The 22,201-nt window shown below is 65.9% G+C and carries 27 protein-coding genes; 20 read left to right on the top strand and 7 right to left on the bottom strand.

The window, feature by feature from the left end; genetic code table 11:
* Positions 1-151: 151 nt before the first annotated feature.
* Together AYK61_RS02340 and AYK61_RS02345 are read right to left on the bottom strand one after the other, a co-directional pair.
* Positions 152-2,002: an HNH endonuclease signature motif containing protein gene (locus AYK61_RS02340; RefSeq protein WP_121869658.1), complete on the bottom strand. Its 1,851-nt coding sequence runs from the start codon at positions 2,000-2,002 to the stop codon at positions 152-154.
* Positions 2,003-2,081: 79 nt separating this feature from the next.
* The gene (locus AYK61_RS02345; protein ID WP_121869659.1) at positions 2,082-3,065 is read right to left on the bottom strand and encodes a LysR family transcriptional regulator; all 984 of its coding nucleotides are present in this window, start codon (positions 3,063-3,065) and stop codon (positions 2,082-2,084) included.
* Positions 3,066-3,143: 78 nt separating this feature from the next.
* Between AYK61_RS02345 and AYK61_RS02350 the strand changes: the two genes are divergently transcribed.
* Positions 3,144-3,560, top strand: a complete 417-nt coding sequence (locus AYK61_RS02350) for a DUF5997 family protein (RefSeq protein WP_121869660.1) — start codon at positions 3,144-3,146, stop codon at positions 3,558-3,560.
* Here AYK61_RS02350 and AYK61_RS02355 read toward each other — a convergent pair.
* Genes AYK61_RS02355 through rhtB form a run of 3 tightly spaced genes read right to left on the bottom strand, consistent with a single transcriptional unit; the run spans position 3,557 to position 4,721 of the window.
* The gene (locus tag AYK61_RS02355) at positions 3,557-3,940 is read right to left on the bottom strand and encodes a YchJ family protein (protein WP_121869661.1); all 384 of its coding nucleotides are present in this window, start codon (positions 3,938-3,940) and stop codon (positions 3,557-3,559) included. The genes AYK61_RS02350 and AYK61_RS02355 overlap by 4 nt on opposite strands.
* On the bottom strand, positions 3,937-4,083 hold the full coding sequence (locus tag AYK61_RS27190) for a hypothetical protein (protein ID WP_183130477.1): 147 nt from the start codon (positions 4,081-4,083) through the stop codon (positions 3,937-3,939). Before AYK61_RS27190 ends, AYK61_RS02355 begins: the two co-directional genes overlap by 4 nt.
* A gap of 11 nt (positions 4,084-4,094) precedes the next feature.
* Positions 4,095-4,721, bottom strand: coding sequence for a homoserine/homoserine lactone efflux protein (rhtB, locus tag AYK61_RS02360; protein ID WP_121869662.1), 627 nt, complete (start codon positions 4,719-4,721; stop codon positions 4,095-4,097).
* An 82-nt stretch (positions 4,722-4,803) separates the two neighbouring features.
* Between rhtB and AYK61_RS02365 the strand changes: the two genes are divergently transcribed.
* From AYK61_RS02365 to hisI, 12 genes are all read left to right on the top strand, one after another.
* Positions 4,804-5,271: an SRPBCC family protein gene (locus AYK61_RS02365; RefSeq protein WP_121872365.1), complete on the top strand. Its 468-nt coding sequence runs from the start codon at positions 4,804-4,806 to the stop codon at positions 5,269-5,271.
* 21 nt (positions 5,272-5,292) lie between these two features.
* A complete protein-coding gene (locus AYK61_RS02370; RefSeq protein WP_121869663.1) occupies positions 5,293-5,811 on the top strand; it encodes a DinB family protein in 519 nt (172 codons plus the stop codon).
* Between the two features lie 89 nt (positions 5,812-5,900).
* Positions 5,901-7,253: a histidinol dehydrogenase gene (gene hisD / locus AYK61_RS02375; RefSeq protein WP_121869664.1), complete on the top strand. Its 1,353-nt coding sequence runs from the start codon at positions 5,901-5,903 to the stop codon at positions 7,251-7,253.
* On the top strand, positions 7,250-8,380 hold the full coding sequence (locus tag AYK61_RS02380) for a histidinol-phosphate transaminase (RefSeq protein WP_121869665.1): 1,131 nt from the start codon (positions 7,250-7,252) through the stop codon (positions 8,378-8,380). The genes hisD and AYK61_RS02380 overlap by 4 nt, the downstream gene beginning before the upstream one ends.
* The gene (hisB, locus tag AYK61_RS02385; RefSeq protein ID WP_032394340.1) at positions 8,377-9,000 is read left to right on the top strand and encodes an imidazoleglycerol-phosphate dehydratase HisB; all 624 of its coding nucleotides are present in this window, start codon (positions 8,377-8,379) and stop codon (positions 8,998-9,000) included. Before AYK61_RS02380 ends, hisB begins: the two co-directional genes overlap by 4 nt.
* Before the next feature lie 61 nt (positions 9,001-9,061).
* Positions 9,062-10,180 (top strand): MFS transporter, encoded by a 1,119-nt coding sequence (locus tag AYK61_RS02390; RefSeq protein ID WP_121872366.1) that lies wholly within the window; start codon positions 9,062-9,064, stop codon positions 10,178-10,180.
* Positions 10,177-10,806, top strand: a complete 630-nt coding sequence (hisH, locus tag AYK61_RS02395; protein ID WP_094612626.1) for an imidazole glycerol phosphate synthase subunit HisH — start codon at positions 10,177-10,179, stop codon at positions 10,804-10,806. Before AYK61_RS02390 ends, hisH begins: the two co-directional genes overlap by 4 nt.
* The gene (locus AYK61_RS02400; protein WP_121869666.1) at positions 10,803-11,009 is read left to right on the top strand and encodes a hypothetical protein; all 207 of its coding nucleotides are present in this window, start codon (positions 10,803-10,805) and stop codon (positions 11,007-11,009) included. Before hisH ends, AYK61_RS02400 begins: the two co-directional genes overlap by 4 nt.
* Before the next feature lie 56 nt (positions 11,010-11,065).
* A complete protein-coding gene (gene priA / locus AYK61_RS02405) occupies positions 11,066-11,800 on the top strand; it encodes a bifunctional 1-(5-phosphoribosyl)-5-((5-phosphoribosylamino)methylideneamino)imidazole-4-carboxamide isomerase/phosphoribosylanthranilate isomerase PriA (RefSeq protein ID WP_121869667.1) in 735 nt (244 codons plus the stop codon).
* A 7-nt stretch (positions 11,801-11,807) separates the two neighbouring features.
* Positions 11,808-12,638, top strand: coding sequence for an inositol monophosphatase (locus AYK61_RS02410; RefSeq protein WP_121869668.1), 831 nt, complete (start codon positions 11,808-11,810; stop codon positions 12,636-12,638).
* A complete protein-coding gene (gene hisF, locus AYK61_RS02415) occupies positions 12,635-13,408 on the top strand; it encodes an imidazole glycerol phosphate synthase subunit HisF (protein ID WP_121869669.1) in 774 nt (257 codons plus the stop codon). The genes AYK61_RS02410 and hisF overlap by 4 nt, the downstream gene beginning before the upstream one ends.
* 15 nt (positions 13,409-13,423) lie before the next feature.
* On the top strand, positions 13,424-13,777 hold the full coding sequence (gene hisI / locus AYK61_RS02420) for a phosphoribosyl-AMP cyclohydrolase (RefSeq protein ID WP_121869670.1): 354 nt from the start codon (positions 13,424-13,426) through the stop codon (positions 13,775-13,777).
* Here hisI and AYK61_RS02425 read toward each other — a convergent pair.
* Positions 13,768-14,289 (bottom strand): MarR family winged helix-turn-helix transcriptional regulator, encoded by a 522-nt coding sequence (locus AYK61_RS02425; RefSeq protein WP_121869671.1) that lies wholly within the window; start codon positions 14,287-14,289, stop codon positions 13,768-13,770. The two genes, hisI and AYK61_RS02425, sit on opposite strands and share 10 nt — an antisense overlap.
* Positions 14,290-14,441: 152 nt before the next feature.
* Positions 14,442-14,903: a peroxiredoxin gene (locus tag AYK61_RS02430; RefSeq protein WP_121869672.1), complete on the bottom strand. Its 462-nt coding sequence runs from the start codon at positions 14,901-14,903 to the stop codon at positions 14,442-14,444.
* A gap of 56 nt (positions 14,904-14,959) precedes the next feature.
* On the opposite strand from AYK61_RS02430, the gene AYK61_RS02435 reads away from it, so the two are divergent.
* The 7 genes from AYK61_RS02435 (at position 14,960) to AYK61_RS02465 (ending at position 22,188) form a co-directional block, all read left to right on the top strand.
* Entirely contained in the window at positions 14,960-16,528 is a 1,569-nt protein-coding gene (locus tag AYK61_RS02435) for an anthranilate synthase component I (protein WP_121869673.1), read from the top strand.
* Positions 16,525-17,190, top strand: a complete 666-nt coding sequence (locus AYK61_RS02440; RefSeq protein ID WP_121869674.1) for a TIGR02234 family membrane protein — start codon at positions 16,525-16,527, stop codon at positions 17,188-17,190. Before AYK61_RS02435 ends, AYK61_RS02440 begins: the two co-directional genes overlap by 4 nt.
* Positions 17,191-17,269: 79 nt before the next feature.
* Positions 17,270-18,079, top strand: a complete 810-nt coding sequence (gene trpC / locus AYK61_RS02445) for an indole-3-glycerol phosphate synthase TrpC (protein WP_037192691.1) — start codon at positions 17,270-17,272, stop codon at positions 18,077-18,079.
* A gap of 42 nt (positions 18,080-18,121) precedes the next feature.
* Positions 18,122-19,459, top strand: a complete 1,338-nt coding sequence (trpB, locus tag AYK61_RS02450; protein WP_374700539.1) for a tryptophan synthase subunit beta — start codon at positions 18,122-18,124, stop codon at positions 19,457-19,459.
* A complete protein-coding gene (gene trpA, locus AYK61_RS02455) occupies positions 19,456-20,259 on the top strand; it encodes a tryptophan synthase subunit alpha (RefSeq protein ID WP_121869675.1) in 804 nt (267 codons plus the stop codon). Before trpB ends, trpA begins: the two co-directional genes overlap by 4 nt.
* A complete protein-coding gene (gene lgt / locus AYK61_RS02460; protein ID WP_121869676.1) occupies positions 20,256-21,278 on the top strand; it encodes a prolipoprotein diacylglyceryl transferase in 1,023 nt (340 codons plus the stop codon). Before trpA ends, lgt begins: the two co-directional genes overlap by 4 nt.
* Positions 21,271-22,188, top strand: a complete 918-nt coding sequence (locus AYK61_RS02465; RefSeq protein WP_183130133.1) for an NINE protein — start codon at positions 21,271-21,273, stop codon at positions 22,186-22,188. The genes lgt and AYK61_RS02465 overlap by 8 nt, the downstream gene beginning before the upstream one ends.
* Positions 22,189-22,201 lie beyond the last annotated feature (13 nt).

Raw genomic sequence — 22,201 nt, forward strand, 5'->3', positions numbered from 1 at the left:
ACGCTTCCCTTGTCATCGCCGCACCGCTTCTGTTGATGTCAGTGGGACTCGGAACAGCTGTTCTGATTCACAATCGAAAGCGTCACCCGGTTCGCTGAAAGATCCCTACGCGCGTGTAGGCAGGGCTGTGCCCTGACGCTTGTGTGGGTCGTCAGGCGGGTTGGCGTGGTTCTTCGTAACCGGTTTCGTCGGGCTGGTCGGGTGGGTACAGCACTTCCTCGGGGTGGTGTGCGTGATTGATCAGCCCGCGCCTGCGTGGGTCCATTCCGGTGGGTGGATGCCACAGGGTGCGACCCGGATAGCGATGTCCTGCTCCGGTTTCGGTGGTCGCCCACTTTCCTGGTCCGGTGCCGACGAGTGCGTGGTGCATGTCGCAGCCGAAGGTCAATCCGTCGATGTCGGTGTAGCCGCCGTCGACCCAGTCGGTGACGTGATGGGCTTGGCACCACGTTGCCGGGCGGGTGCAGGAGGGGAAGCTGCAGCCACGGTCGCGGGCGATGAGCACGATGCGTTGATCGGCGGAGGCGATGCGTTTCGAGCGGCCGAGGTACAACGCCCTGCCGTGGTCGTCGAAGATCGTCAGGTAGTGGTGGGCGTGGGAGGCCATGCGGATTGCGTCGCGAATCGAGACGCGGGAGCCGGTGCCGGTCATCGCGTAACCGCAGCCAGCTTCGAGATCTTTCAGTGTCATGGTGACGATAGCGGTGACGGGCAGGCCTCGATGTGTGCCGAGGGTGCCGGAGGCGAGTGTCTGCCGGAGCGCCAGTTTCAGGGCGTCGTGATGGCGTTCGCGTTGGGTGCGGATATCCCGCGCGGCGGCAGCGTCGCGTGCTGCAGCCTTACCCAGCGCTTCGTCGCCGCCGCCGTCTGTATCGGCATCGGCTGTGTCGTCGGGTTCGGCTGTGTCGTCGGGCCCTGTGCCGCAACCGCAGTCGATGCCGTCGCCGGACGAGCCGTCACCGTCGCATGGACCGTCGCCCCACAGTCCCGCATCGCTCGTCGGACCGTCGTCCGGCTGTGGGTGCGGTGGGGTCTCGGTATCGCAGACACCACCCGATGGAGGCGAATCCGGTTCAGCTACTGCAGGATCGGGACGCGCACCGTCACTCTCGGCACCAGGGGTCGTGCTGTCCTTGCTGCCGGAAGTGCTGTCGGTCTCGTCGGTCTCGTCATGGACGACGGACGTCGGGTCCGCGGGGTTGTTGACGCCAGGTTTCGCGGCTTTGGAGAACAGGGCTTCGAGGTAGGCGCGTAGTTCGGGGTCGACGCAGAACTTTCCTTCCGACATACCGTCGGCACCCTGCTCACCGAGGTAGAAGAACGCATCCCTCCGCTTCCGTGGCCTCGGCTTTCCGTCCTCGTCCTCGTCCTCGTCTTCGTCATCGTCGTCGTGGTCGCCGTCGGGGTTGAGGATCGAGTCCAAGTGCGCGACGACCGGCGCGAAGTCGTCGGGCCGGAACTTCTTCGCCTCTGTCACCAATTGCTGTTCGGCGAGATCGCGGGTCTGCGGATCGACACTCGAGGGGAGATGTCTGAAGAATTCGCGGATCATCTGCACATGCTTGGCATTGAGCAACCCCGACCGCAGTGCTTCGGCAGTTCGCGGCAGCAACGGCGGCAGTACTTCACCCGAGAACGCGGTCCGGTCACCCAACTCCGCCGCCAGACGCACTCGTGCACCCGCTGCTCGTGGGGTGATCCGCAGCATCCACGCCACCGACGACGGCACCGACCCCGGATACACATCGAGGCCGTGCTGACCGATGAGTTCGTTGAGCCAGGTGTACGAGTACGCCGACAGGGATCGGGTCAGCATCTCCATCCGTTGGATCACCGCACGCCGATCCGCATTCGTCCACGACACCGACGCCTGTTCCGCCAACTCCGCCGCCGCGGACTCGACCCGGTCGACCAACATCGACAACTTCGGATCGGACACCTCAGGGGTGGGCGGCACCGTATCGATGCCGTCCACCCCTGATCCGCCGTCCCCTGAAAGCATGAACAGAATCTACCGCGACCCACCGACACACTCTCGAACACACGTTCTCATGGATTCGGGGCGGCGCGAGATGCAGACGTCAGCGACGCTTGCCGCTGCGTCGGGCGTTCGTCTTCGTCTTGGCAACGGGGCGAGCAGGTTTCGAGGGGTGCGCTTTCTTCTTCTTGAACGGTGTTTCGTCCGACGGTCCGCGTGAGCTGCGGGTCGAGCGGCCGCGGACGATGCCGATGAATTCCTCGATGCGGTCGTCCTCGCGTTCGGCGACCCAGGCCAGTGCAATCTGCGACTGCTCGACGTCGGTCACCGGGCGGTAGACGAGGTCCCTACGGGCGTTGAATCGGGCGACCGAGTGCGGCACGATCGCCACCCCCAGCCCGGCGGCCACGTACTCGAACGTCTCGGCGACGGAATTCATCGGGGGCAGTTCCGGTCGATTGCCGACCACGAGTTCGGTTGCCACCGCTGCCCATTCGGGCACCGTCGCTGGTTCGGCGAGCAGATGCTCGTCGGCGAGATCGGTTGCGGTGACCGAATCGAATGCGGCGACCGCGTGGTCTTTCGGGACCACCACGACCTGCACTTCTTGATAGAGACCGATCGCGTTGAGGCCATCGCGGTCGATCGGCGGTCGAACGAAGCTCACATCGACCGTGCCCTCGTGCAAAGCCGACACCTGTGTCTCCGGCGTCGTCGCCACCACGGACAGCGTGACGTCCGGAAAACGATCCGCCCAGATACGCGTCCACTTCGTCAGCGTCACACCTTCGGCGTATCCGATGGTGAACGTCGTCGGCTCGGCAGCAGCAACCTGCGCGAGTTCCGAGAGCCGATCGTCCTCGGCGATCTCCACCAGCGCCCGCTCGAGCAGATCGCGGCCGTCGGCAGTGAGTTCGGTGGGGGAGGCACCCGGCACGAACAGGTCGACGCCGAGCTGTTCCTCGAGTTCCACGACCGTCTTGCTCAAGCGGATTCGCGAGATTCCCAGCGACTGAGCAGCGCGCGCGAAATGCAGTTGCTGCGCTACCGCCGCGTACCAGCGCAGTGTCTGCACATCGATGTTCACAGTGTCGAGCCTATGGGACGAGGAGGGCAGTGAGGGACGGTGGCGTCGAGAGCGCCGACGGCCGGATAAGCTGTTCCGGTGAGCCCGGAGAACAAGCAGCAGACCATGAAGCCATTGACCGCGGCGAACAAGCTCGGCATCTACCTTCCCGCAGCACCCGAAGAATTCCAGAACTCGATGATCAGCAGGTCCGACCTGGACGCACTGCGCAGCGATCCGCCGCAGTGGTTGACCGACCTGCAGACCAACGGACCCTTCCCGCGCGACGTCATCGCGAAGAAGCTGGGCGTATCCATCGCAGGGCTGGCCCGCGGCGGTGTCACCGAAGCGCTGACCAGCGAGGCGATCGACGAACTCGTCGCCAGCCCGCCCCAGTGGCTCGTTCGCGAGCGTCGCACCCAGGTTCAGGTGCGCAAGGATGCCGAACGCATCAAGGAGAAGCAGGAAGCGCGTCGTACCTCGGGCAACCGACCGACAAAGCTGCGCAACCTCTAGCGCGAGACGATCCCGTCGAGGTAGAGCCACCGGCCGTCCACTCGGACGAAGCGGCTCACCTCACTCATCGAGCCCGCCCCGTCGGGATGCTTGTACCGGGCCTTGAACTCGACGGTTCCCGCGTCGTCGAACAAGCCACCGGCCTCGATTGCGAGAACGTCGAGTCGATACCACCGCTGATCGGGGTCCAACTCCAGTTCGGCCGGTGCAGTGTCGGAATGCCACGATGCGCGGAGATAGTCCACATCTGCGACGGCGAACGCGGTGAATCGTGATCGCATCAGCTTTTCGGCTGTAGGCGCGCTCGCATCGCCGCGCAGGTACGGCTCGCAACAGGCGTCGAACGTGTCACCACTCGAACACGGACACCGTCCGCTCACTCGTCGACTACTTCGACCGTGTAGGTGCCCAGTTCGTGCTCGTCACGCTTGCCGACGTCCTGGATCCAGGTGTTGGCCTCGAGAAGAGTGTCGAACAGTCCCAGTGGAATCGGATCGCCGCCGAGGGCATTCTTCATGTGCACGCGGTACTTCCTCACGGAGTCACGCGCCGAACGGTCGCCAAGAACGTTGCGGCGGCAAAGAACAGCCCGGCGAACGTGCGGTTCATCGTCTTCTGCTGGCGCTGCGATTTCATCAAGCGCAGCACCCGCGAGGCCAGCGAGGTGTACCCCGTCATCACGAGCATGTCGACCGCCACCATCGTCGCGGCGATCACCAGGTACTGAACGACGAGAGGTCGCGTCGGATCTAGGAACTGGGGGAGCACCGCAACCATGAAGACGACGGCTTTCGGGTTGCTGGCGTTGACGAGGAAGCCGCGGGCGAGCATCGTCGTGCCACGGTCCGCCACTGCCGGGGCGTCGGCGACGTCGGCCGGGGCGGCCCGCCACTGCCGAACGCCGAGGTAGACGAGGTAGGCAACGCCGAACCACTTGATGGCGGTGAAGGCCAGTGCAGAATTCGCCAGAACGGCTCCCAGTCCGACCGCGACGATGCCGACCTGAACAAGCAGACCGATCTGCAGCCCGAAGATGTTCCAGTATCCGCGGCGCAGGCCGTAGCGGAGCCCGGTGGACATCGACGCAATGGCACCGGCGCCGGGGGAGAGACTGATGACGATGCTCGCACCGAGAAAAGCGAGCCACACTGACCAGGACATGCGTTCATTGAACTACGGCCGTCAATTCCTATTCGTCTCGACCAGGTGTGTCGAACAAGGCGCAGTGGGGTAGGCCGTGAAGATGGCAGACATCAGAACGATCGATACAGGCCCGCAGCAAGTCACCCGTCAGACCGAGGTGCGGGCACCGGCGTCGGAGCTGTTCGACATCGTGGCCGATCCCACCCGGCACGGTGAGCTCGACGGATCCGGCACGGTCAAGGACACCGTTCGCGGTCCCGATCGACTCAGCACCGGTGCGAAATTCTCCGTCGGCATGAAGCAGTACGGCGTGCCCTACAAGATCACCAGCACCGTCACCGAGTTCGTCGACGCCGACAAGCACAAGGTCGTCGAGTGGCAGCACCCGATGGGCCACAGCTGGCGCTGGGAGTTCGAGGAGAAGCAGCCGGGGCTGACCACGGTCACCGAGAGCTTCAAGTACGGCACCGCCAAGGTCCCCAAGGTGCTCGAGCTGTTCAAGATGCCGCAGAAGAACGCGCAGGGCATAAAGAGCACGCTGCACAACCTGGCTGCCCGCTACGCCTGACCTGGATCTATTCTGACCGGCATGCCGATCGATCCCGACACCAAGAACTGGACCTGGGTACTCGAGCGAGCGTGCCCGGACTGCGGGTTCGACTCGAGTGCCGTCGACTACGACGACATACCGGACCTGATCCGCGCCGACGTCGAACGTTGGGAGGCGGTGCTGCAGCGCAACGACGCGCCAGTGCGCCCCGACGACTCGACGTGGTCCGCGCTCGAGTACGCCGCGCACGTACGCGACGCGCACCGCATCTTCCGCACCCGGCTCGCGTTGGTGTTGACCGAGGACGATCCCGAGTTCGAGAACTGGGACCAGGACGCCACCGCGCTGGCCGAGGACTACAACGCACAGAATCCCGCGACAGTCGCATCGGAACTCGGCGAAGCCGCGCGCACCCTGGCCGACGATTTCGCCGCTGTACCGCCGGAGGATCGGCATCGGACCGGTCGGCGCAGCGACGGGTCGAACTTCTCCGTCGAATCACTGGCTGCCTACTACATTCACGACCCCATCCATCATCTGTGGGACGTGCGGGGCTGAGCCGAATTCGGTGGAACTATCCTGGGTGTTCGAACCACACTGTTACGACCGAACCCCGGCACCGAACCGACTTCACGAAGGGGCCCACTATGCCTGCCCGCATCGAGCTCGCCCGCGTCGATCTACGCGGACGAACTCCATCCACCGCCGAACTACGCGGCGCACTTCCCCGAGGCGGAGTGGATGTCGATTCGGTGCTGCATCAGGTTCGCCCCGTCGTCGACGCCGTCCGGGACCGCGGCACCGAGGCTGCGCTCGAGTTCAGTGAGAAGTTCGACGGCGTCCGGCCGGACCGCGTTCGCGTCCCGCAGGAAGAACTGGTCAAGGCCCTCGCAGAGCTCGATTCCGATGTTCGGGCCGCCCTCGAGGTCGCCATCGAACGTACGCGCCTGGTGCACTCCGATCAGCGCAGAACCGACCACACCACCCAGGTGGTACCCGGCGGCACCGTGACCGAACGCTGGATCCCCGTCGATCGCGTCGGCCTGTACGTGCCCGGCGGCAACGCCGTGTATCCGTCGTCGGTCGTGATGAACGTGGTGCCCGCGCAGATCGCAGGCGTCGGGTCTCTAGTGGTGGCGTCGCCGCCGCAGAAGAACTTCGGCGGCCTGCCCCACCCCACCATCCTTGCTGCGGCGCAACTGCTCGGCGTCGACGAGGTCTGGGCCGTCGGCGGCGGTCAAGGTGTCGCGCTGCTCACCTACGGCGGCGTCGACACCGACGGCGGCGAGTTGGCTCCGGTCGATCTGATCACCGGTCCCGGCAACATCTACGTCACGGCCGCCAAGCGCCTGTGCCGCTCGCTCATCGGAATCGACTCCGAGGCAGGGCCCACCGAGATCGCGATTCTCGCCGACGCCACCGCGGACCCGCTCCACGTCGCAGCAGACCTGATCAGCCAGGCCGAACACGACGTCATGGCGGCCAGTGTGTTGGTCACCGACAGCATCGAACTGGCCGATGCCGTGGACCAGGCTGTCAACGCACAGATGGCGTCCACCAGGCATGCCGAGCGCGTGGCCACCGCACTGAACGGTAGCCAGTCCGGCATCGTGTTGGTCGACGACGTCACGCAGGGATTGGCCGTGGTCAACGCCTACGCCGCCGAGCACCTCGAGATCCAGACGAAGGACGCGTCCGACGTCGCAGCCCGCGTGCGCAGCGCTGGAGCGGTGTTCGTCGGAGCGTGGTCGCCGGTGAGCCTCGGTGACTACTGTGCCGGTTCCAACCACGTACTGCCGACGGCAGGATGCGCTCGGCATTCGTCCGGCCTGAGTGTGCAGACGTTTCTGCGCGGCATCCATGTGGTGGACTACAGCGCAGCTGCGCTGAAAGACGTTGCAGCGCACGTCATTGCACTGGCCAATGCCGAGGATCTGCCGGCCCACGGCGAAGCGGTGCGGCTGCGGTTCGAGGGGTTGCGTACCGGTGACGCGTCATGAGTGATGCGTTGGGACAGTCGGTCTCGCTGGACGACCTCCCGCTGCGCGAGGCCCTGATCGGCAAGTCGCCGTACGGAGCGCCGCAGCTCACCGTGCCAGTTCAGTTGAACACCAACGAAAATCCGCACCCGCCGACGCAGGCATTGATCGACGATGTTGCGGACTCCGTTCGGCTCGCGGCCGGGCAGCTGCACCGCTACCCGGATCGTGATGCGGACGCGCTGCGGGCCGACCTCGCTCGGTACCTCACCGAGCAGACCGGCTTCGCCGTCGACATCGCCAATGTGTGGGCGGCCAACGGCTCCAACGAGATTCTGCAGCAACTGCTGCAGGCCTTCGGGGGACCGGATCGCACCGCGCTGGGCTTCGTGCCGTCGTACTCGATGCACCCCATCATTTCGTCCGGGACGCAGACCGAATGGATTCCGGCGAAGCGTCGGGCAGATTTCTCGCTGGACGTCGACTACGCCGTCGGTGCCATCGAAGAACGTAAACCCGACGTCGTGTTCGTCACCAGCCCCAACAATCCGACGGGCCACAGCATCGACGAGGCGGACCTGCGCCGAATCCTCGACGCTGCACCGGGAATCGTGGTGGTCGACGAGGCCTACGCGGAATTCTCGTCTGCGCCAAGCGCGATCGGGTTGATCGAGAGCTATCCCAGCAAGATCGTGGTCAGCCGAACCATGAGCAAGGCGTTCGCGTTCGCCGGCGGTCGGTTGGGATATCTGGTGGCTGCCCCGGCCGTCGTCGACGCAATGTTGTTGGTGCGCTTGCCCTATCACCTCTCGGTCGTCACGCAGGCAGCAGCGCGGGCGGCGCTGAGGCACGCCTCGGACACTCTCGGGAGCGTCGCCGAACTCTCCGCCGAACGAGATCGGGTGGCAGCGGCCCTCGGCCGCCAGGGTTACGACGTGGTGCCGTCCGACGCCAACTTCCTGCTCTTCGGCCGGTTCTCCGATGCGGCCGCGACGTGGCAGCGATACCTGGACGACGGCGTGCTCATCCGGGACGTCGGAATTCCCGGCTATCTACGCGTCACCATTGGACTGGCGCACGAGAACGACCGATTCCTCACCGTCAGCGCAGCACTCGCATCGACCGAAACAGCAGAGGCATCGAAGTGACCACTCCCGCTCCCCGCATCGCCAAGATCGAGCGCACCACCAAGGAATCCGACATCTCGGTCGAGCTGAATCTCGACGGCACCGGAATCGTGGACATTTCCACCGGCGTTCCGTTCTACGACCATATGCTCACCGCGCTCGGCACCCATGCTCGTTTCGACCTGACGGTGCGCGCGAAGGGCGACATCGAGATCGAGGCGCACCACACCGTCGAGGACACCGCGATCGTGCTCGGCCAGGCCCTCGGTCAGGCCCTCGGCGACAAGGCGGGCATCACTCGGTTCGGCGACTCGTTCATTCCGATGGACGAGACACTCGTGCATGCGGCCGTCGACGTGTCCGGTCGTCCGTACTGCGTGCACACCGGTGAGCCCGACTACATGGTGCACTCCGTCATCGGCGGCTACCCCGGCGTTCCGTACTCCACGGTGATCAACAAGCACGTGTTCGAGACGTTGGCGTCCAACGCACGGATCGCACTGCACGTCCGGGTGATCTACGGCCGCGATCAGCATCACATCACCGAAGCCGAGTTCAAGGCAGTGGCTCGGGCACTGCGTCAGGCCACCGAGTACGACCCTCGCGTGACCGGTGTGCTGTCCACCAAGGGAAGTCTGTGATCGGTCGATCGGCGCTCGTGCGTTGAGTGGCCTGAGCTCCATCCGTGGTCTTCCGGCCGCGATGGCCATGGGCGCGGCCTCGTTCGGCGGCTGGGGATTGCTGCTCCCGGTGGTTCCCCTCGCGGTGTCCCAGTCGGGGGCATCGGACGCGGTGGCAGCGGCCAGCACCGCGATCTTCATGGCCACGACGGTGATCACTCAGCTGTTCGTGCCGAGCATGCTGAGGCGAGTCGGCCACCGCGCGGTTCTGGCCGCCGGGTGTCTGCTCCTCGGGTTGCCCGCGCTGCTGTTCATCGTCTCCGTCGAGGCCGTACCGGCGCTGGCGGTGTCCGCGCTGCGGGGCACCGGTTTCGGAATGTTGACGGTCGCCGGTGCCGCCATTGTCGCCGAACTCGCTCCGACAGCGCTGCTCGGACGGGCCACGGGCGCGCAGGGGATCGCTGTCGCCTTGGCTCAGATGCTCACGCTGCCACTGGGTCTGGTGATTTTCGCGGCGAGTCCGACGGCCGTGTTCGTACTCGGTGCTCTGGTTCCCGCAGCAGGCCTGATCGGCGTGGCGCTGTTGCCGCCCACCCGGCCCGCCCCTCAGCCGCCCAGGATCGAGCGAGTTCGCCTCGACAAACGCCAATTTCTGGTGCCGTGCCTCGTCGTGGCCTCGGTGTCCGCGGCGTACGGGGGAATCACCAGTCTGTTGCCGATCGCCGAATCGAATCGAGCCGCGATGATCGGACTCGCACTGGCCGTCGTCAGTGCCTCGATGCTCGTCGGGCGTTACGCCGCGGGGTCGGTGGCAGACCGAATCGGAATCGGACGCTCGGTGTTTCCGGCGCTGGTGTCGGCGGCGATCGGTATCGCTCTGTTCGCGATCGCTGCGCTCGGCGGCATGCCCGCGGCGCTGTTCTTCGTCGCAGCAGTCCTGTTCGGAATCGGGTATGGCGCATGCCAGAACGACAGTCTCGTGATGGCGTTCGACGCAGCCGGTCCCGCCCGCTACAGCAGCGCGAGCGCCGTCTGGAACATCAGCTTCGACGCGGGTACCGGGGCAGGCGCACTCGCCCTCGGTGTCCTGGCGACGAGTGTGGGTTACACCGCGGGATTCACCGCAGCCGCTGCCACGGTGGTCGTCGTCGCGGCGGTGGCGCTCGTCGCGAGACCACGCCCCGATAGACTTGCTGCATGACTTCTGTGGTGTTGCTCGATTACGGCTCGGGCAATCTGCACTCGGCGAAGCGGGCTCTGGCCCGGGTCGGTGCCGATGTGACCGTGACCTCGGACTTCGACGAGGCCTTGAATGCAGAAGCGCTGGTCGTTCCCGGTGTCGGTGCATTCGCCGCCTGCATGGAGGGCCTGCTGGCGGTGAAGGGCGAACGCATCATCGGGCGGCGTCTGGCCGGCGGACGCCCCGTGCTGGGCATCTGTGTCGGAATGCAGATCCTCTTCGACCGCGGGGTCGAGTTCGGTGTCGAAGCGGACGGGTGTGGGGAGTGGCCGGGAACGGTCGAGCGTTTGCAGGCCGAGGTGCTGCCTCACATGGGGTGGAACACCGTCGAGGCACCGGAGAAGAGTGTGCTGTTCGACGGCATCGATCCCGAGACCCGGTTCTACTTCGTCCACTCCTACGCCGCGCAGCAGTGGGAGCTCGAACCCAGCGACACCATCGCAGCCCCGTTGCTCACCTGGGCCGATCACGGCGGACGGTTCCTCGCGGCGGTAGAGAACGGCGCGCTCTCGGCCACCCAGTTCCACCCGGAGAAGTCCGGTGACGCCGGGGCCGCGCTGCTGGAGAACTGGGTCCGATCGGTGTGAGCGACCGCGAGTTCTCACTCGGGCGCTTGGCCTTTCGAGCCCTCGGTGCGGCGGTGGCCGTGCTCGCCCTCGCGACGGCACTGATCGCTGTGCTGCAGCCTGGCCCCGGGGTGGGTCTGGTCATCGCGTTGGCCGGTGTGGTCGGTGCGATCGTGGCCATGGGTGTGGTGTCCACCCGCATGACGCGCAAGGAACTCCGGTAGGACCACAGACGACCCGTTTTGAGTTCACAGCCGCTCGGCCCGTAGCATAACCGCACGTGAGCCTGGTCTTATTGCCTGCTGTCGATGTCGCAGGCGGCGAAGCTGTCCGTCTCGTTCAAGGAGAAGCAGGAAGCGAAACGAAGTACGGGTCGCCTCGCGACGCCGCACTCGCGTGGCAGAACGACGGTGCCGAGTGGGTCCATCTCGTGGATCTCGACGCTGCGTTCGGACGCGGCTCCAACCGCGAGCTGCTGGCGTCGGTCGTCGGTGAGCTCGACGTCAAGGTGGAGCTGTCGGGCGGAATTCGTGACGACGAGTCGCTGCGCGCAGCGTTGGCGACCGGTTGCGCGCGAGTCAATCTCGGCACCGCAGCCCTCGAGGATCCGCAGTGGTGCTCCCGCGCGATCGGTGAGTTCGGCGATCGCGTCGCCGTCGGCCTCGACGTGTTGATCGTCGACGGAGCACCGCGGTTGCGCAGTCGCGGCTGGGTGAGCGACGGCGGCGATCTGTGGGAGGTTCTGGGGCGGCTCGAGCGCGACGGGTGCTCGCGCTACGTCGTCACCGACGTCACCAAGGACGGCACGTTGACCGGGCCCAACCTGGAACTGCTCGCCGACGTGTGCGCCAAGACCGACAAGCCGGTCATCGCATCGGGCGGCGTGTCCACGATTGCAGACCTGGAAGCGATCGCCGGACTGGTCGACCGCGGTGTGGAAGGTTCCATCGTCGGAAAAGCCCTGTACGCCGGACGTTTCACGCTCCCGGACGCCCTCGCTGCGGTGTCTCGGTAGCCCAGGAATGACCCTTCCCGAGGAACCGACCCGTCTGCTCGAGATCGCCGGTGGTTTGCTCGACGGCATCCACGATCGGTTCGTCGCCGGCGTCGGCGCACCGAGCGCAGTGCAGAAGGGCCCCGACGACTTCGCCACTGCAGTGGACCTGGAACTCGAGCGTCGGCTGAGTGCGGAATTGCACGAAGCCACCGGAATCGCCGTTCACGGTGAGGAGTTCGGGGGACCAGATCTGAACTCGGGACTCGTCTGGGTGCTGGACCCGATCGACGGCACCTTCAACTACTCGTCGGGGTTGCCCTCGGCCGGAACGTTGTTGGCGTTGCTCGACGATGGCGAGCCGGTCCTCGGGCTCACCTGGCTGCCGTTGGTGGATCAGCGTTTCGCCGCTGTGGCAGGCGGACCCCTGTTGCTCAACGGCGTCGCCCTCCCGGCACTGCAGCCGAAACCGTTGCGCGAATCCATGATCGGGTTCGGTGCGTTCAACGTCGCCAGCCGCGGTTCGCTGCCGGGTCGGTTCCGATTCCGCATTCTCGAAGAGTTGTCGATGCACTCCTCGCGACTGCGGATGCACGGTGCCACCGGAGTCGATCTGGCCTACACCGCCAGCGGAGTTCTCGGCGGCGCGGTGGTCTTCGGTCATCGTGCCTGGGACAATGCAGCCGGTGCGCTGCTGGTACGTGCGGCAGGCGGAATCGTCACCGATCTCGCGGGCAAACCCTGGACGGTCGACTCGGCGTCGGTCCTCGCAGCCGGGCCAGGAGTGCACGACGAACTGCTGAAGGTGATCACCGAACTCGGTGATCCCGTCGACTATCTGGAAGGACCGGTGCGATGAGCGTCGCGGTCAGAGTGATTCCGTGCCTGGACGTCGACGCCGGACGCGTCGTCAAGGGAGTCAACTTCGAAAACCTCCGCGACGCAGGCGATCCCGTGGAGCTCGCGGCCGCCTACGACGCGCAAGGGGCGGACGAACTGACCTTCCTCGACGTCACCGCGTCGACGTCGGACAGAGGCACGATGCTCGACGTCGTCAGCCGGACCGCCGAGCAGGTGTTCATCCCGCTCACCGTCGGCGGGGGAGTGCGCACCGTCGCCGACGTGGATCGACTGTTGCGAGCCGGGGCGGACAAGGTCAGTGTCAACACCGCTGCGATCGCCCGACCGGAGTTGCTCCGCGAGCTCAGCGAACGGTTCGGCTCACAGTGCATCGTGCTGTCGGTCGACGCACGCACCGTCCCTCAGGGGCAGCAGGACACCCCGTCGGGCTGGGAGGTCACCACTCACGGCGGCAAACGTGGTACCGGCATCGACGCCGTCGAATGGGCGGTTCGTGGTGCAGAACTGGGCGTCGGGGAGATCCTGCTCAATTCGATGGACGCCGACGGAACGAAGGCCGGATTCGATCTGCCGATGATCGCCGCCGTTCGGTCCGCGGTGCACGTGCCGGTGATCGCCAGCGGCGGAGCGGGTGCGGTGGAACACTTTTCGCCGGCAGTGCACGCCGGAGCGGACGCGGTTCTTGCCGCGAGCGTCTTCCACTTCGGCGATCTCACCATCGGCCAGGTCAAGGACGCGATGCGCGCCGAGCACATCGTCGTTCGATAAAGAAGAGGATTTCCGATGACACTCGACCCGAGTCTGTCCGCGCGGCTCAAGCGCAACGAAGCCGGACTGTTCAGCGCCGTCGTGCAGGAACGGTCGACCGGTCAGGTGCTCATGGTCGCCTGGATGGACGACGAGGCGCTCTCTCGAACCCTCGAAACCCGCAAGGGCACTTACTATTCCAGGTCCAGGCAGCAGTACTGGGTCAAGGGTGAGACGTCGGGTCACACGCAGTACGTGCACGAGGTTCGGCTCGATTGCGACGGCGACACCGTGCTCCTCGTTGTCGATCAGACCGGCGCGGCGTGCCACACCGGCGCGCACACCTGCTTCGATGCCGACGTCCTGTTGGGCCCCGACACTCAGGCGTGACCGGTTCCCGCTGCTATTCCCTTGTCCAACTGCGCCAATAGAGTCGAGCTCAGGGTGGCGAGCTCGCCGACCTCGGAGTCGGACAGACCGTCGAAGATCAGCGCCTGCACGGTGGCGACGTGACCCGGTGCCGATCCGACGACCTTGTCCATTCCGGCGTCGGTCAGCACCGCGTAGGATCCCCGGCTGCCCGGGATGCTCTCGCGTCTGACCCACCCGGCTTTCTCCAGCTTGGTGACCACGTGTGACAGACGCGAGAGTGACGCGTTGGCGTACTCGGCCAGGTCCCGGAGCTGGATGCGGCGCTGCGGATTCTCACTGACCACCGCGAGGACGAAGTAATCGAAGTGAGTCAGCTGCGCGTCGCGTTGCAGCTGCGCGTCCAGAGCTGCAGGCAACCGAGTGACCAGAGCGACGAGTGATCGCCACGCCTGCTGTTGGCTCTCGGTGAGCCAGCGGGGATCCACCGAATCCACCGGTGTCGCCTCCTGCGGTGTGGCCGACTTATCCATCGCGGGGAACCTCTCGATCTCTGGGTCGTTGCTGCAGGCTCCACTGCCGTTTCGTGGTCGTTCCTGCAGGCTCCACTCCTGCCCAGATAGTTGTGGTCTGCACATGATGCCTCGAGGGTCCCCCCACCCGAGGCATCGCGTCGGACACTGCTCTACGTGCGATGTGCCCGCAGGTACTCCAGCGCCTTGTCCGCATGGGCCTCGAACCGTACTTCGCTCGAGAAGGTCTCGAGGACCTTCCGGTCGGTGCCGATGACGAATGTGGCGCGCTTGACCGGGGAGAGCTTGGCCAGCAGACCGCGCTTGACGCCGAAAGCGGTGGCGACGGTGCCGTCCTCGTCGGAGAGCAGCGGGTAGTCGAAGGACTTGGCGGCGGCGAACTCTGCCTGCTTTGCGACGGCATCGGCACTGATGCCGACGCGGGTTGCTCCGACCTCGGCGAACTCCGATGCCAGGTCCCGGAAGTGGCACGCCTCGGCGGTGCAACCCGGGGTGAACGCAGCAGGGTAGAAGAACAGCACTATCGGACCGTTCGCCAGCAAATCGGTCAGCGTTCGGGGCTCTCCGGTCTGGTCCGGCAGGGAAAAATCGGGAACGAGCTCGCCTGGTTTCATGCTCGGCAGGTTACCGCGAGCGCCGACGCTCGTGCCGAACCTGGGAGGATGGTGGCATGCACGGCGAGACGACCACCGATCCCAGCCCCACTCCCGACACCGAGAACTCGGACTCGACCACCTCGCGTGAGATGTTCCGGCATCTCGCCGCAGAGCACCGCGTGGTGCCCGTGACGCGAAAGGTGCTCGCCGACTCCGAGACTCCTCTCTCTGCGTACCGCAAGCTCGGTGCCGACCGACCCGGAACCTTCTTGCTCGAGTCCGCACAGAACGGCAGTTCGTGGTCGAGGTGGTCGTTCATCGGGGCAGGCGCTCCGGCGTCGCTCACGGTCATCGACGGTGAGGCCGCGTGGCGCGGCAACGTCCCAGCAGGGGTGCCGAGCGGCGGCGATCCTCTCGAAGTGCTGGCGCGGACCCTGGAGCTGTTGCACTCGGAGCGGCTGCCCGGTCTGCCCCCGTTGACCGGCGGCATGGTCGGCTACCTCGGATACGACTCGGTGCGGCGCATCGAGAAACTGCCCGAGCACGCGCAGGACGACCTCGGTGTGCCGGAGCTGGTCATGCTGCTCGCGACCGATCTTGCGGCCGTCGACCATCACGAGGGCGCGATCACCCTGATCGCGAACGCGGTGAACTGGAACGGCACCGACGAGCACGTCGACGAGGCGTACGACGACGCCGTGCGGCGTCTGGACCGTATGTGCGCGGACCTGTCGAAGCCCGCCGACTCCACCGTGTCCACCGTGTCCAGGCCCGCGCCGCAGTTCCGCCGACAGCGCACGTCCGAGGGCTTCGGGGCCGACGTCGCTCGCCTGGTGGAAGAGATCGAAGCAGGTGAGGCGTTCCAGGTGGTGCTCTCACAGCGTTTCGAGATGGACACCGATGCGTCACCCCTCGACGTCTACCGGATGCTGCGAGCCTCCAATCCCAGCCCGTACATGTATCTGATGCACGTACCGGGGGAGAACGACGAGACGGCCTTCTCCATCGTCGGATCGAGCCCCGAGGCATTGGTGACGGTGGTCGACGGTCTCGCCACCACGCATCCCATCGCGGGCACGCGTTGGCGTGGCACGTCCGAGGAAGAGGACGTGCTGCTCGAGAAGGATCTGCTGGCCGACGAGAAGGAGAACGCCGAGCATCTTATGCTCGTCGATCTGGGCCGCAACGATCTCGGACGCGTCTGCGCTCCCGGCACCGTGCGAGTGAGCGACTACCGCCACATCGAGCGATACAGCCACGTCATGCATCTGGTGTCGACGGTCACCGGACGGTTGGCCGAGGGCAAACGCGCCCTCGACGCGGTCAAGGCCTGCTTCCCGGCAGGCACCCTGTCCGGGGCACCGAAGGTGCGCGCGATGGAACTGATCGACGAGCTGGAGCCGACGCGACGCGGCATCTACGGCGGCATCGTCGGCTACCTCGATTTCGCGGGGGACGCCGACACTGCCATCTCGATTCGCACCGCCCTGATCAAGGACGGCACCGCCTACGTTCAGGCCGGGGCAGGGGTCGTGGCCGACTCGGTTGCGGAATACGAGGACGACGAGGCGCGGAACAAGGCGATGGCGGTGCTGGGAGCCGTCGCCGCTGCGGAATCGCTCCGTGAGGTCGGCGGCCGATGACCGAGCGATCCGGTCGCCGCGGGTCGGCCGCTCTACCCGTCGCCCTTCTGGTCGTTGCTGCGGCGTGCCTGTGGGGCGCGTCGAGAATGACATGGGTTCGGTTGACGTCGTTCGACGGCCTCGGAGAGAGCCGTACCGACGAGCTTCTCGGTAGCACCTGGGCCGCTGCCACGACGCCGCTCGCGCTGGTGCTCGTGGCGGCGATCGCCGCGTCGTTCGCCGTGCGCGGGTGGGCCTCTCGGGTGCTGGCCCTGTTGATCGCGGTGGTGGCCGTGGCGGCCGCGATTCCGGCGGTTCGATTGCTCATTGCCGGGGCATCCGATTCGGAGTCCGCGGCGCTGGCGGAGCTTCCGGCACGCGCCCAGGTGTCGATGACGGACGTCTCGGTTCTGCCGGCGATCGTCACCCTCGTCGGTGCAGTCTGCGCCTTCGCTGCTGCCGTGGTGTCGATTCGGAAAACGTTTGCCCCGCAAGTACTCTCGTCCAAGTACGACGCCCCGGCGGTGCGACGCGACGAGGTCGCTCGGCGTGCGCGCACCACGGCATCCGGTGCCGGTGTGCAGGACGAGGGAGAGGACCTCACCGAACGCATGATGTGGGACGCGCTCGACGCCGGTGAGGACCCTACCGACGAGTCCGGTACCCGGCGTTCGTCTGATTGAAACGGACCTCTACGCTAGATCCGACCCCGATGAGATTCCTCACATCGGACGTCGACGCTCAGAAAGGACTGGGGGCACCATGACCGTTCTCGACTCGATTCTCGACGGTGTACGAGCCGACGTGGCCGCGCGTGAATCGGTGGTCGATTTCGCCGCCGTGAAAGCAGCAGCGAAGGCAGCCCCGGCCCCCCTCGACGCGGCAGCTGCCCTCCGTGAGGACGGCATCGGCGTCATCGCCGAAGTGAAGCGGGCGAGCCCGTCCAAGGGAGCTCTTGCAGACATCGGTGATCCGGCCGTTCTTGCCCGCGCGTACGAGCAGGGCGGCGCTCGCATCATCAGCGTTCTGACCGAGGAGCGTCGGTTCCACGGGTCACTCGCAGACCTCGACGCAGTCCGTGCCGCCGTCTCGATTCCCGTGCTGCGCAAGGACTTCATCGTCGGTCCGTACCAGATTCACGAGGCTCGGGCGCACGGTGCAGACGTGATCCTGCTGATCGTCGCGGCGCTCGAGCAGGACGCATTGACGTCGTTGCTCGACCGCACCGAGTCGCTGGGTATGACGGCGCTGGTCGAGGTGCACACCGAGGCCGAGGCGGATCGCGCCCTCGAGGCCGGTGCCAGCGTCATCGGTATCAACGCCCGCAATCTGAAGACACTCGAGATCGATCGTGACAGCTTCGGCCGCATCGCGCCCGGGTTGCCCAGCGAGATCATTCGCATCGCGGAGTCCGGGGTGCGTGGCACTGCAGATCTGCTCGCCTACGCCGGTGCCGGTGCCGACGCGGTACTCGTCGGCGAGGGTTTGGTCACCGCAGGCGATCCGCGCACGGCCGTCTCGGACCTGGTGACGGCGGGAACGCATCCGTCCTGCCCCAAGCCCGCACGCTGACCCGAGCGCGGCGGCGGTCCGCCGTTGGGGCACACTGGACCGGTGAGCACCAGCAATTCTTCTTCCATCACGGACGCCCCGCAGGCAGTTCGTTTCAAGGGCGCTGATCTGCCGCAGAGCAGCATCGGCCTCACCGATCGCAGCGCGCACGAGCCCGATGTGGGCGGCCATTTCGGTGTCTACGGCGGCAGATTCGTGCCCGAGGCGTTGATGGGTGTGATCGAGGAAGTCACCGCCGAGTACGAGAAGGTGCGCAGCGACAACGAGTTCCTCGGTGAACTCGACCGACTGCAGCGCGATTACACCGGTCGCCCCTCGCCGGTCTTCGAGGCGACGCGGTTGTCCGAGCACGCAGGCGGCGCTCGGATTCTCCTCAAGCGAGAAGACCTCAACCACACCGGTTCTCACAAGATCAACAACGTCCTCGGCCAGGTGCTCCTGGCCAAGCGTATGGGCAAGACACGGATCATCGCCGAGACGGGCGCGGGCCAGCACGGAGTGGCCACCGCCACGGCGTGCGCGCTCCTCGGACTCGAGTGTGTCGTGTACATGGGCGAGGTCGACACCGAACGGCAGGCGCTCAACGTCGCTCGGATGCGTCTGCTCGGGTCCAGTGTCGTGGCCGTGAAGTCCGGATCGCGCACCCTCAAGGATGCCATCAACGAGGCGCTGCGCGACTGGGTCACCAACGCGGACAACACGTACTACTGCTTCGGTACCGTCGCCGGACCACACCCCTTTCCGGTGATGGTGCGCGATTTCCAACGCATCATCGGCCTCGAGGCGCGGCAGCAGGTGCTCGCGTCCACGGGAAGGCTGCCCGACGCCATCGCGGCCTGTGTCGGTGGTGGCTCCAACGCAATCGGAATCTTCCACGCCTTCATCGACGACGCCGATGTTCGGCTGATCGGCTTCGAGGCGGCAGGCGACGGCGTCGAGACCGGACGCCACGCGGCGACGATCAGCGGTGGAAGTCCAGGAGCCCTGCACGGTGCGTACTCCTACCTGCTGCAGGACGAGGACGGTCAGACCGTCGACTCGCATTCCATCTCAGCGGGATTGGACTACCCGGGCGTCGGTCCGGAGCACTCGTACCTGCACGACATCGGTCGGGCCGAGTACCGCGGCATCACCGATACCGAAGCCATGAACGCCTTCAAGCTGCTGTGCCGCACCGAAGGCATCATCCCGGCCATCGAGTCCTCGCACGCCATCGCCGGTGCGCTCACCCTCGGCAAGGAGTTGGGCAAGGACGCGATCATCCTGGTCAACCTCTCCGGACGCGGCGACAAGGACGTCGACACCGCGGCCGAATGGTTCGGTCTGATCGACGGAGACGGCGAAGCGAACGTGGACGACGAAGCAGGTATCAAGCCATGAGCAACAACGACTCCCGCCTCTCGGGGACCTTCGCGCAGTGCCGTACCGAAGGGCGCGCAGCACTCGTCGGGTACCTGCCGGCTGGTTTTCCGACGGTGCCGCGATCGGTCGAGGTGTTCAAGACGATGGTCGACGCCGGATGCGACATCGTCGAGGTGGGCATTCCGTATTCCGATCCGGTGATGGACGGGCCCACGATCCAGGCCGCAGCAGATGTGGCGCTGCGAGCCGGAGCCCGGGTGAAGGACGTCTTCGCCGTCACCGAGCAGGTCGCTGCAGCGGGCGGAAAAGCGGTCGTCATGACCTACTGGAACCTCGTGCTCAAGTACGGCATCGAGAACTTCGCCCGTGACCTCGCAAACGCGGGTGGGCTCGGAATCATCACCCCGGATCTCATTCCCGACGAGGCGCAGGAATGGATCGAGGTCTCGAATCGCTACGAACTCGATCGAATCTTCCTCGTCGCCCCGTCGTCCACCGAGGAGCGGCTCGCCAGCACCGTCGAAGCCAGTAGTGGCTTCGTCTACGCGGCCTCGACGATGGGCGTCACCGGTGCACGCGACGCGGTGTCCTCGATGGCCCCCGCACTCTCGGCGCGCATCCGTCAACACTCCGACATTCCCATCGGCGTGGGGCTGGGGGTCCGCTCGGGCGCGCAGGCTGCGGAAATTGCCCGCTATGCCGACGCGGTGATCGTCGGTTCGGCATTGGTCAGTGCCGTCGACAAGGGACTCGACGCCGTGCGCGACCTGACGACGGAACTCGCCGAGGGTGTCCGTTCGGCTAACGTAGCGTCGTGACTTCGACCGCGATCCTGGCCTACATTCCCAGTCCGCCGCAGGGGGTGTGGCACGTCGGACCGCTGGCTCTGCGGGCCTACGCCCTGTTCATCATCATCGGCATCGTCGTTGCCGTCGTGTGGGGTGATCGACGCTGGGTGGCCCGAGGTGGAACCAAGGGCACAGTCCTCGACGTCGCAGTCTGGGCCGTCCCGTTCGGTCTGCTGGGCGGGCGTCTGTACCACGTGGCAACCGACTGGAAGACGTACTTCGGTCCCGGCGGAAACCCGATCGAAGCGCTGTACGTCTGGAACGGCGGGCTCGGAATCTGGGGAGCGGTGTTCCTCGGTGGCGTCGGTGCCTGGATCGCCTGCCGTCGACGCGGAATTCCGTTGCCCGCGTTCGGTGACGCCGTCGGCCCCCCGATTCTGCTGGCCCAGGCGATCGGCCGCATCGGCAACTACTTCAACCAGGAACTGTACGGCCGCGACACCACACAGCCGTGGGGTCTGGAGATCTACGAACGGGTCGACGCCGATGGACGGCTCGATCCACTCAACGGAGTCTCGACCGGTTTCGTGGAAAAAGTGGTGCATCCGACCTTCCTGTACGAGCTGCTGTGGAGCGTGGCAGTCGTCGTGCTTCTGGTTCTCGTAGACCGCAAGTACACGATCGGCCACGGTCGACTGTTCGCGCTGTACGTGGCCGGATACTGCGCAGGACGGTTCTGGGTGGAACTCATGCGCGACGACTTCGCCACGACGATCGCAGGCATACGCATCAACACTTTCACCTCCGCCATCATCTTCGTGCTGGCGCTCGCGTACTTCGTGATCGCCACCAAGGGCCGTGAAGAACCGGCGACACTGAGATCGAACGACGACGTGGATCACGAGACTGCTTCCGAGGACGCCTCCTCGGATGCGGAAGGCTCGGGCCCGACGCCGATCGACGACACCACGGACGCAGGCACCGTGGACGAGCAGCCCACTCAGGCGTCCGACAAGAAAGCCGAGGAAGAAGGCAGTACGCGTGGTTGATTTCGACAAGACCCCTCAGCCCGACCCCGAACCGGATTCCACCGCCGATTCGAGCGACAGCGGGTCGAATCCGACCGCGTCGTTCGGCACGCCGTTCGACTACGACGCCACCGCCGAAGCGTCGCTCTCGGAGCCGCCCGGAACCTCGGAGTCCGCGCCCTCGCACGGTCCGACCGGTCCGACCGGCCCGGGGTGGGACACGTACTCCGGCATCGGAAACGGCCCGGGTTGGTCCAGCACGCCGAGCTACCCGGCGCCGAGCGCGGACAGCAGTACCGACAATCCGCTCGGTGGATTTCCGGCACCCCCCAGCTACCCACAGCAGGGTTACGGTCAGCAGCCGAATTACGGTCAGCAGGGCTACCAGCAGCAGAACTACGGGCAGCAGGGCTACCCGCAGCAGAACTTCGGGCAGCAGGGCTACCCGCAGCAGGCTTTCGGCCAGCAGGGCTTCGGTCAACAGCAGGGTTACGGTCAGCAGGGCTACCCGCAGCAGGGTTTCGGCCAGCAGGTTTACGGCCAGCAGGGGTTCGGTCAACAGCAGGGTTACGGTCAGCAGGGCTACGGCGTACCCGCCGGCTATCCGGGTGGACCCGCGTTCGGCGTTGGCCCCGATGCACCGTACGGGCGCGATCCGGTGACCGGCGTGCCGTTGTCGGACAAGTCCAAGATCGTGGGTGGCCTGCTGCAGCTGTTTCTCGGTTGGTTGGGAGTCGGCCGCTTCTACATCGGAAGTACCGGTATCGGCGTCGCGCAGTTGCTTCTGTTCTTCGTCGGATTTCTCCTCACCGCGGTGTTCGGCCTCGGAGTGATCCTGCTGTTCGGGCTCTTCGTATGGCACGTGGCCGACGGCGTGCTGATACTGGTGGGCAATGTGACGGACGCTCAGGGGCGAAAACTGAGAGACTGATGCCCTTGCTGAT

Source organism: Rhodococcus sp. SBT000017, assembly GCF_003688915.1.
Classification (GTDB): Bacteria; Actinomycetota; Actinomycetes; order Mycobacteriales; family Mycobacteriaceae; genus Rhodococcoides.

Coding starts and splice junctions, on each gene's coding strand:
- AYK61_RS02340 (WP_121869658.1), bottom strand. CDS start 2,002: ATGCTTTCAGGGGACGGCGGATCAGGGGTGGACGGCATCGATACGGTG.
- rhtB (WP_121869662.1), bottom strand. CDS start 4,721: ATGTCCTGGTCAGTGTGGCTCGCTTTTCTCGGTGCGAGCATCGTCATC.
- AYK61_RS02365 (WP_121872365.1), top strand. CDS start 4,804: ATGGCAGACATCAGAACGATCGATACAGGCCCGCAGCAAGTCACCCGT.
- AYK61_RS02370 (WP_121869663.1), top strand. CDS start 5,293: ATGCCGATCGATCCCGACACCAAGAACTGGACCTGGGTACTCGAGCGA.
- hisD (WP_121869664.1), top strand. CDS start 5,901: ATGCCTGCCCGCATCGAGCTCGCCCGCGTCGATCTACGCGGACGAACT.
- AYK61_RS02380 (WP_121869665.1), top strand. CDS start 7,250: ATGAGTGATGCGTTGGGACAGTCGGTCTCGCTGGACGACCTCCCGCTG.
- AYK61_RS02390 (WP_121872366.1), top strand. CDS start 9,062: ATGGCCATGGGCGCGGCCTCGTTCGGCGGCTGGGGATTGCTGCTCCCG.
- hisH (WP_094612626.1), top strand. CDS start 10,177: ATGACTTCTGTGGTGTTGCTCGATTACGGCTCGGGCAATCTGCACTCG.
- AYK61_RS02410 (WP_121869668.1), top strand. CDS start 11,808: ATGACCCTTCCCGAGGAACCGACCCGTCTGCTCGAGATCGCCGGTGGT.
- hisF (WP_121869669.1), top strand. CDS start 12,635: ATGAGCGTCGCGGTCAGAGTGATTCCGTGCCTGGACGTCGACGCCGGA.
- hisI (WP_121869670.1), top strand. CDS start 13,424: ATGACACTCGACCCGAGTCTGTCCGCGCGGCTCAAGCGCAACGAAGCC.
- AYK61_RS02425 (WP_121869671.1), bottom strand. CDS start 14,289: ATGGATAAGTCGGCCACACCGCAGGAGGCGACACCGGTGGATTCGGTG.
- AYK61_RS02430 (WP_121869672.1), bottom strand. CDS start 14,903: ATGAAACCAGGCGAGCTCGTTCCCGATTTTTCCCTGCCGGACCAGACC.
- AYK61_RS02435 (WP_121869673.1), top strand. CDS start 14,960: ATGCACGGCGAGACGACCACCGATCCCAGCCCCACTCCCGACACCGAG.
- AYK61_RS02440 (WP_121869674.1), top strand. CDS start 16,525: ATGACCGAGCGATCCGGTCGCCGCGGGTCGGCCGCTCTACCCGTCGCC.
- trpC (WP_037192691.1), top strand. CDS start 17,270: ATGACCGTTCTCGACTCGATTCTCGACGGTGTACGAGCCGACGTGGCC.
- trpA (WP_121869675.1), top strand. CDS start 19,456: ATGAGCAACAACGACTCCCGCCTCTCGGGGACCTTCGCGCAGTGCCGT.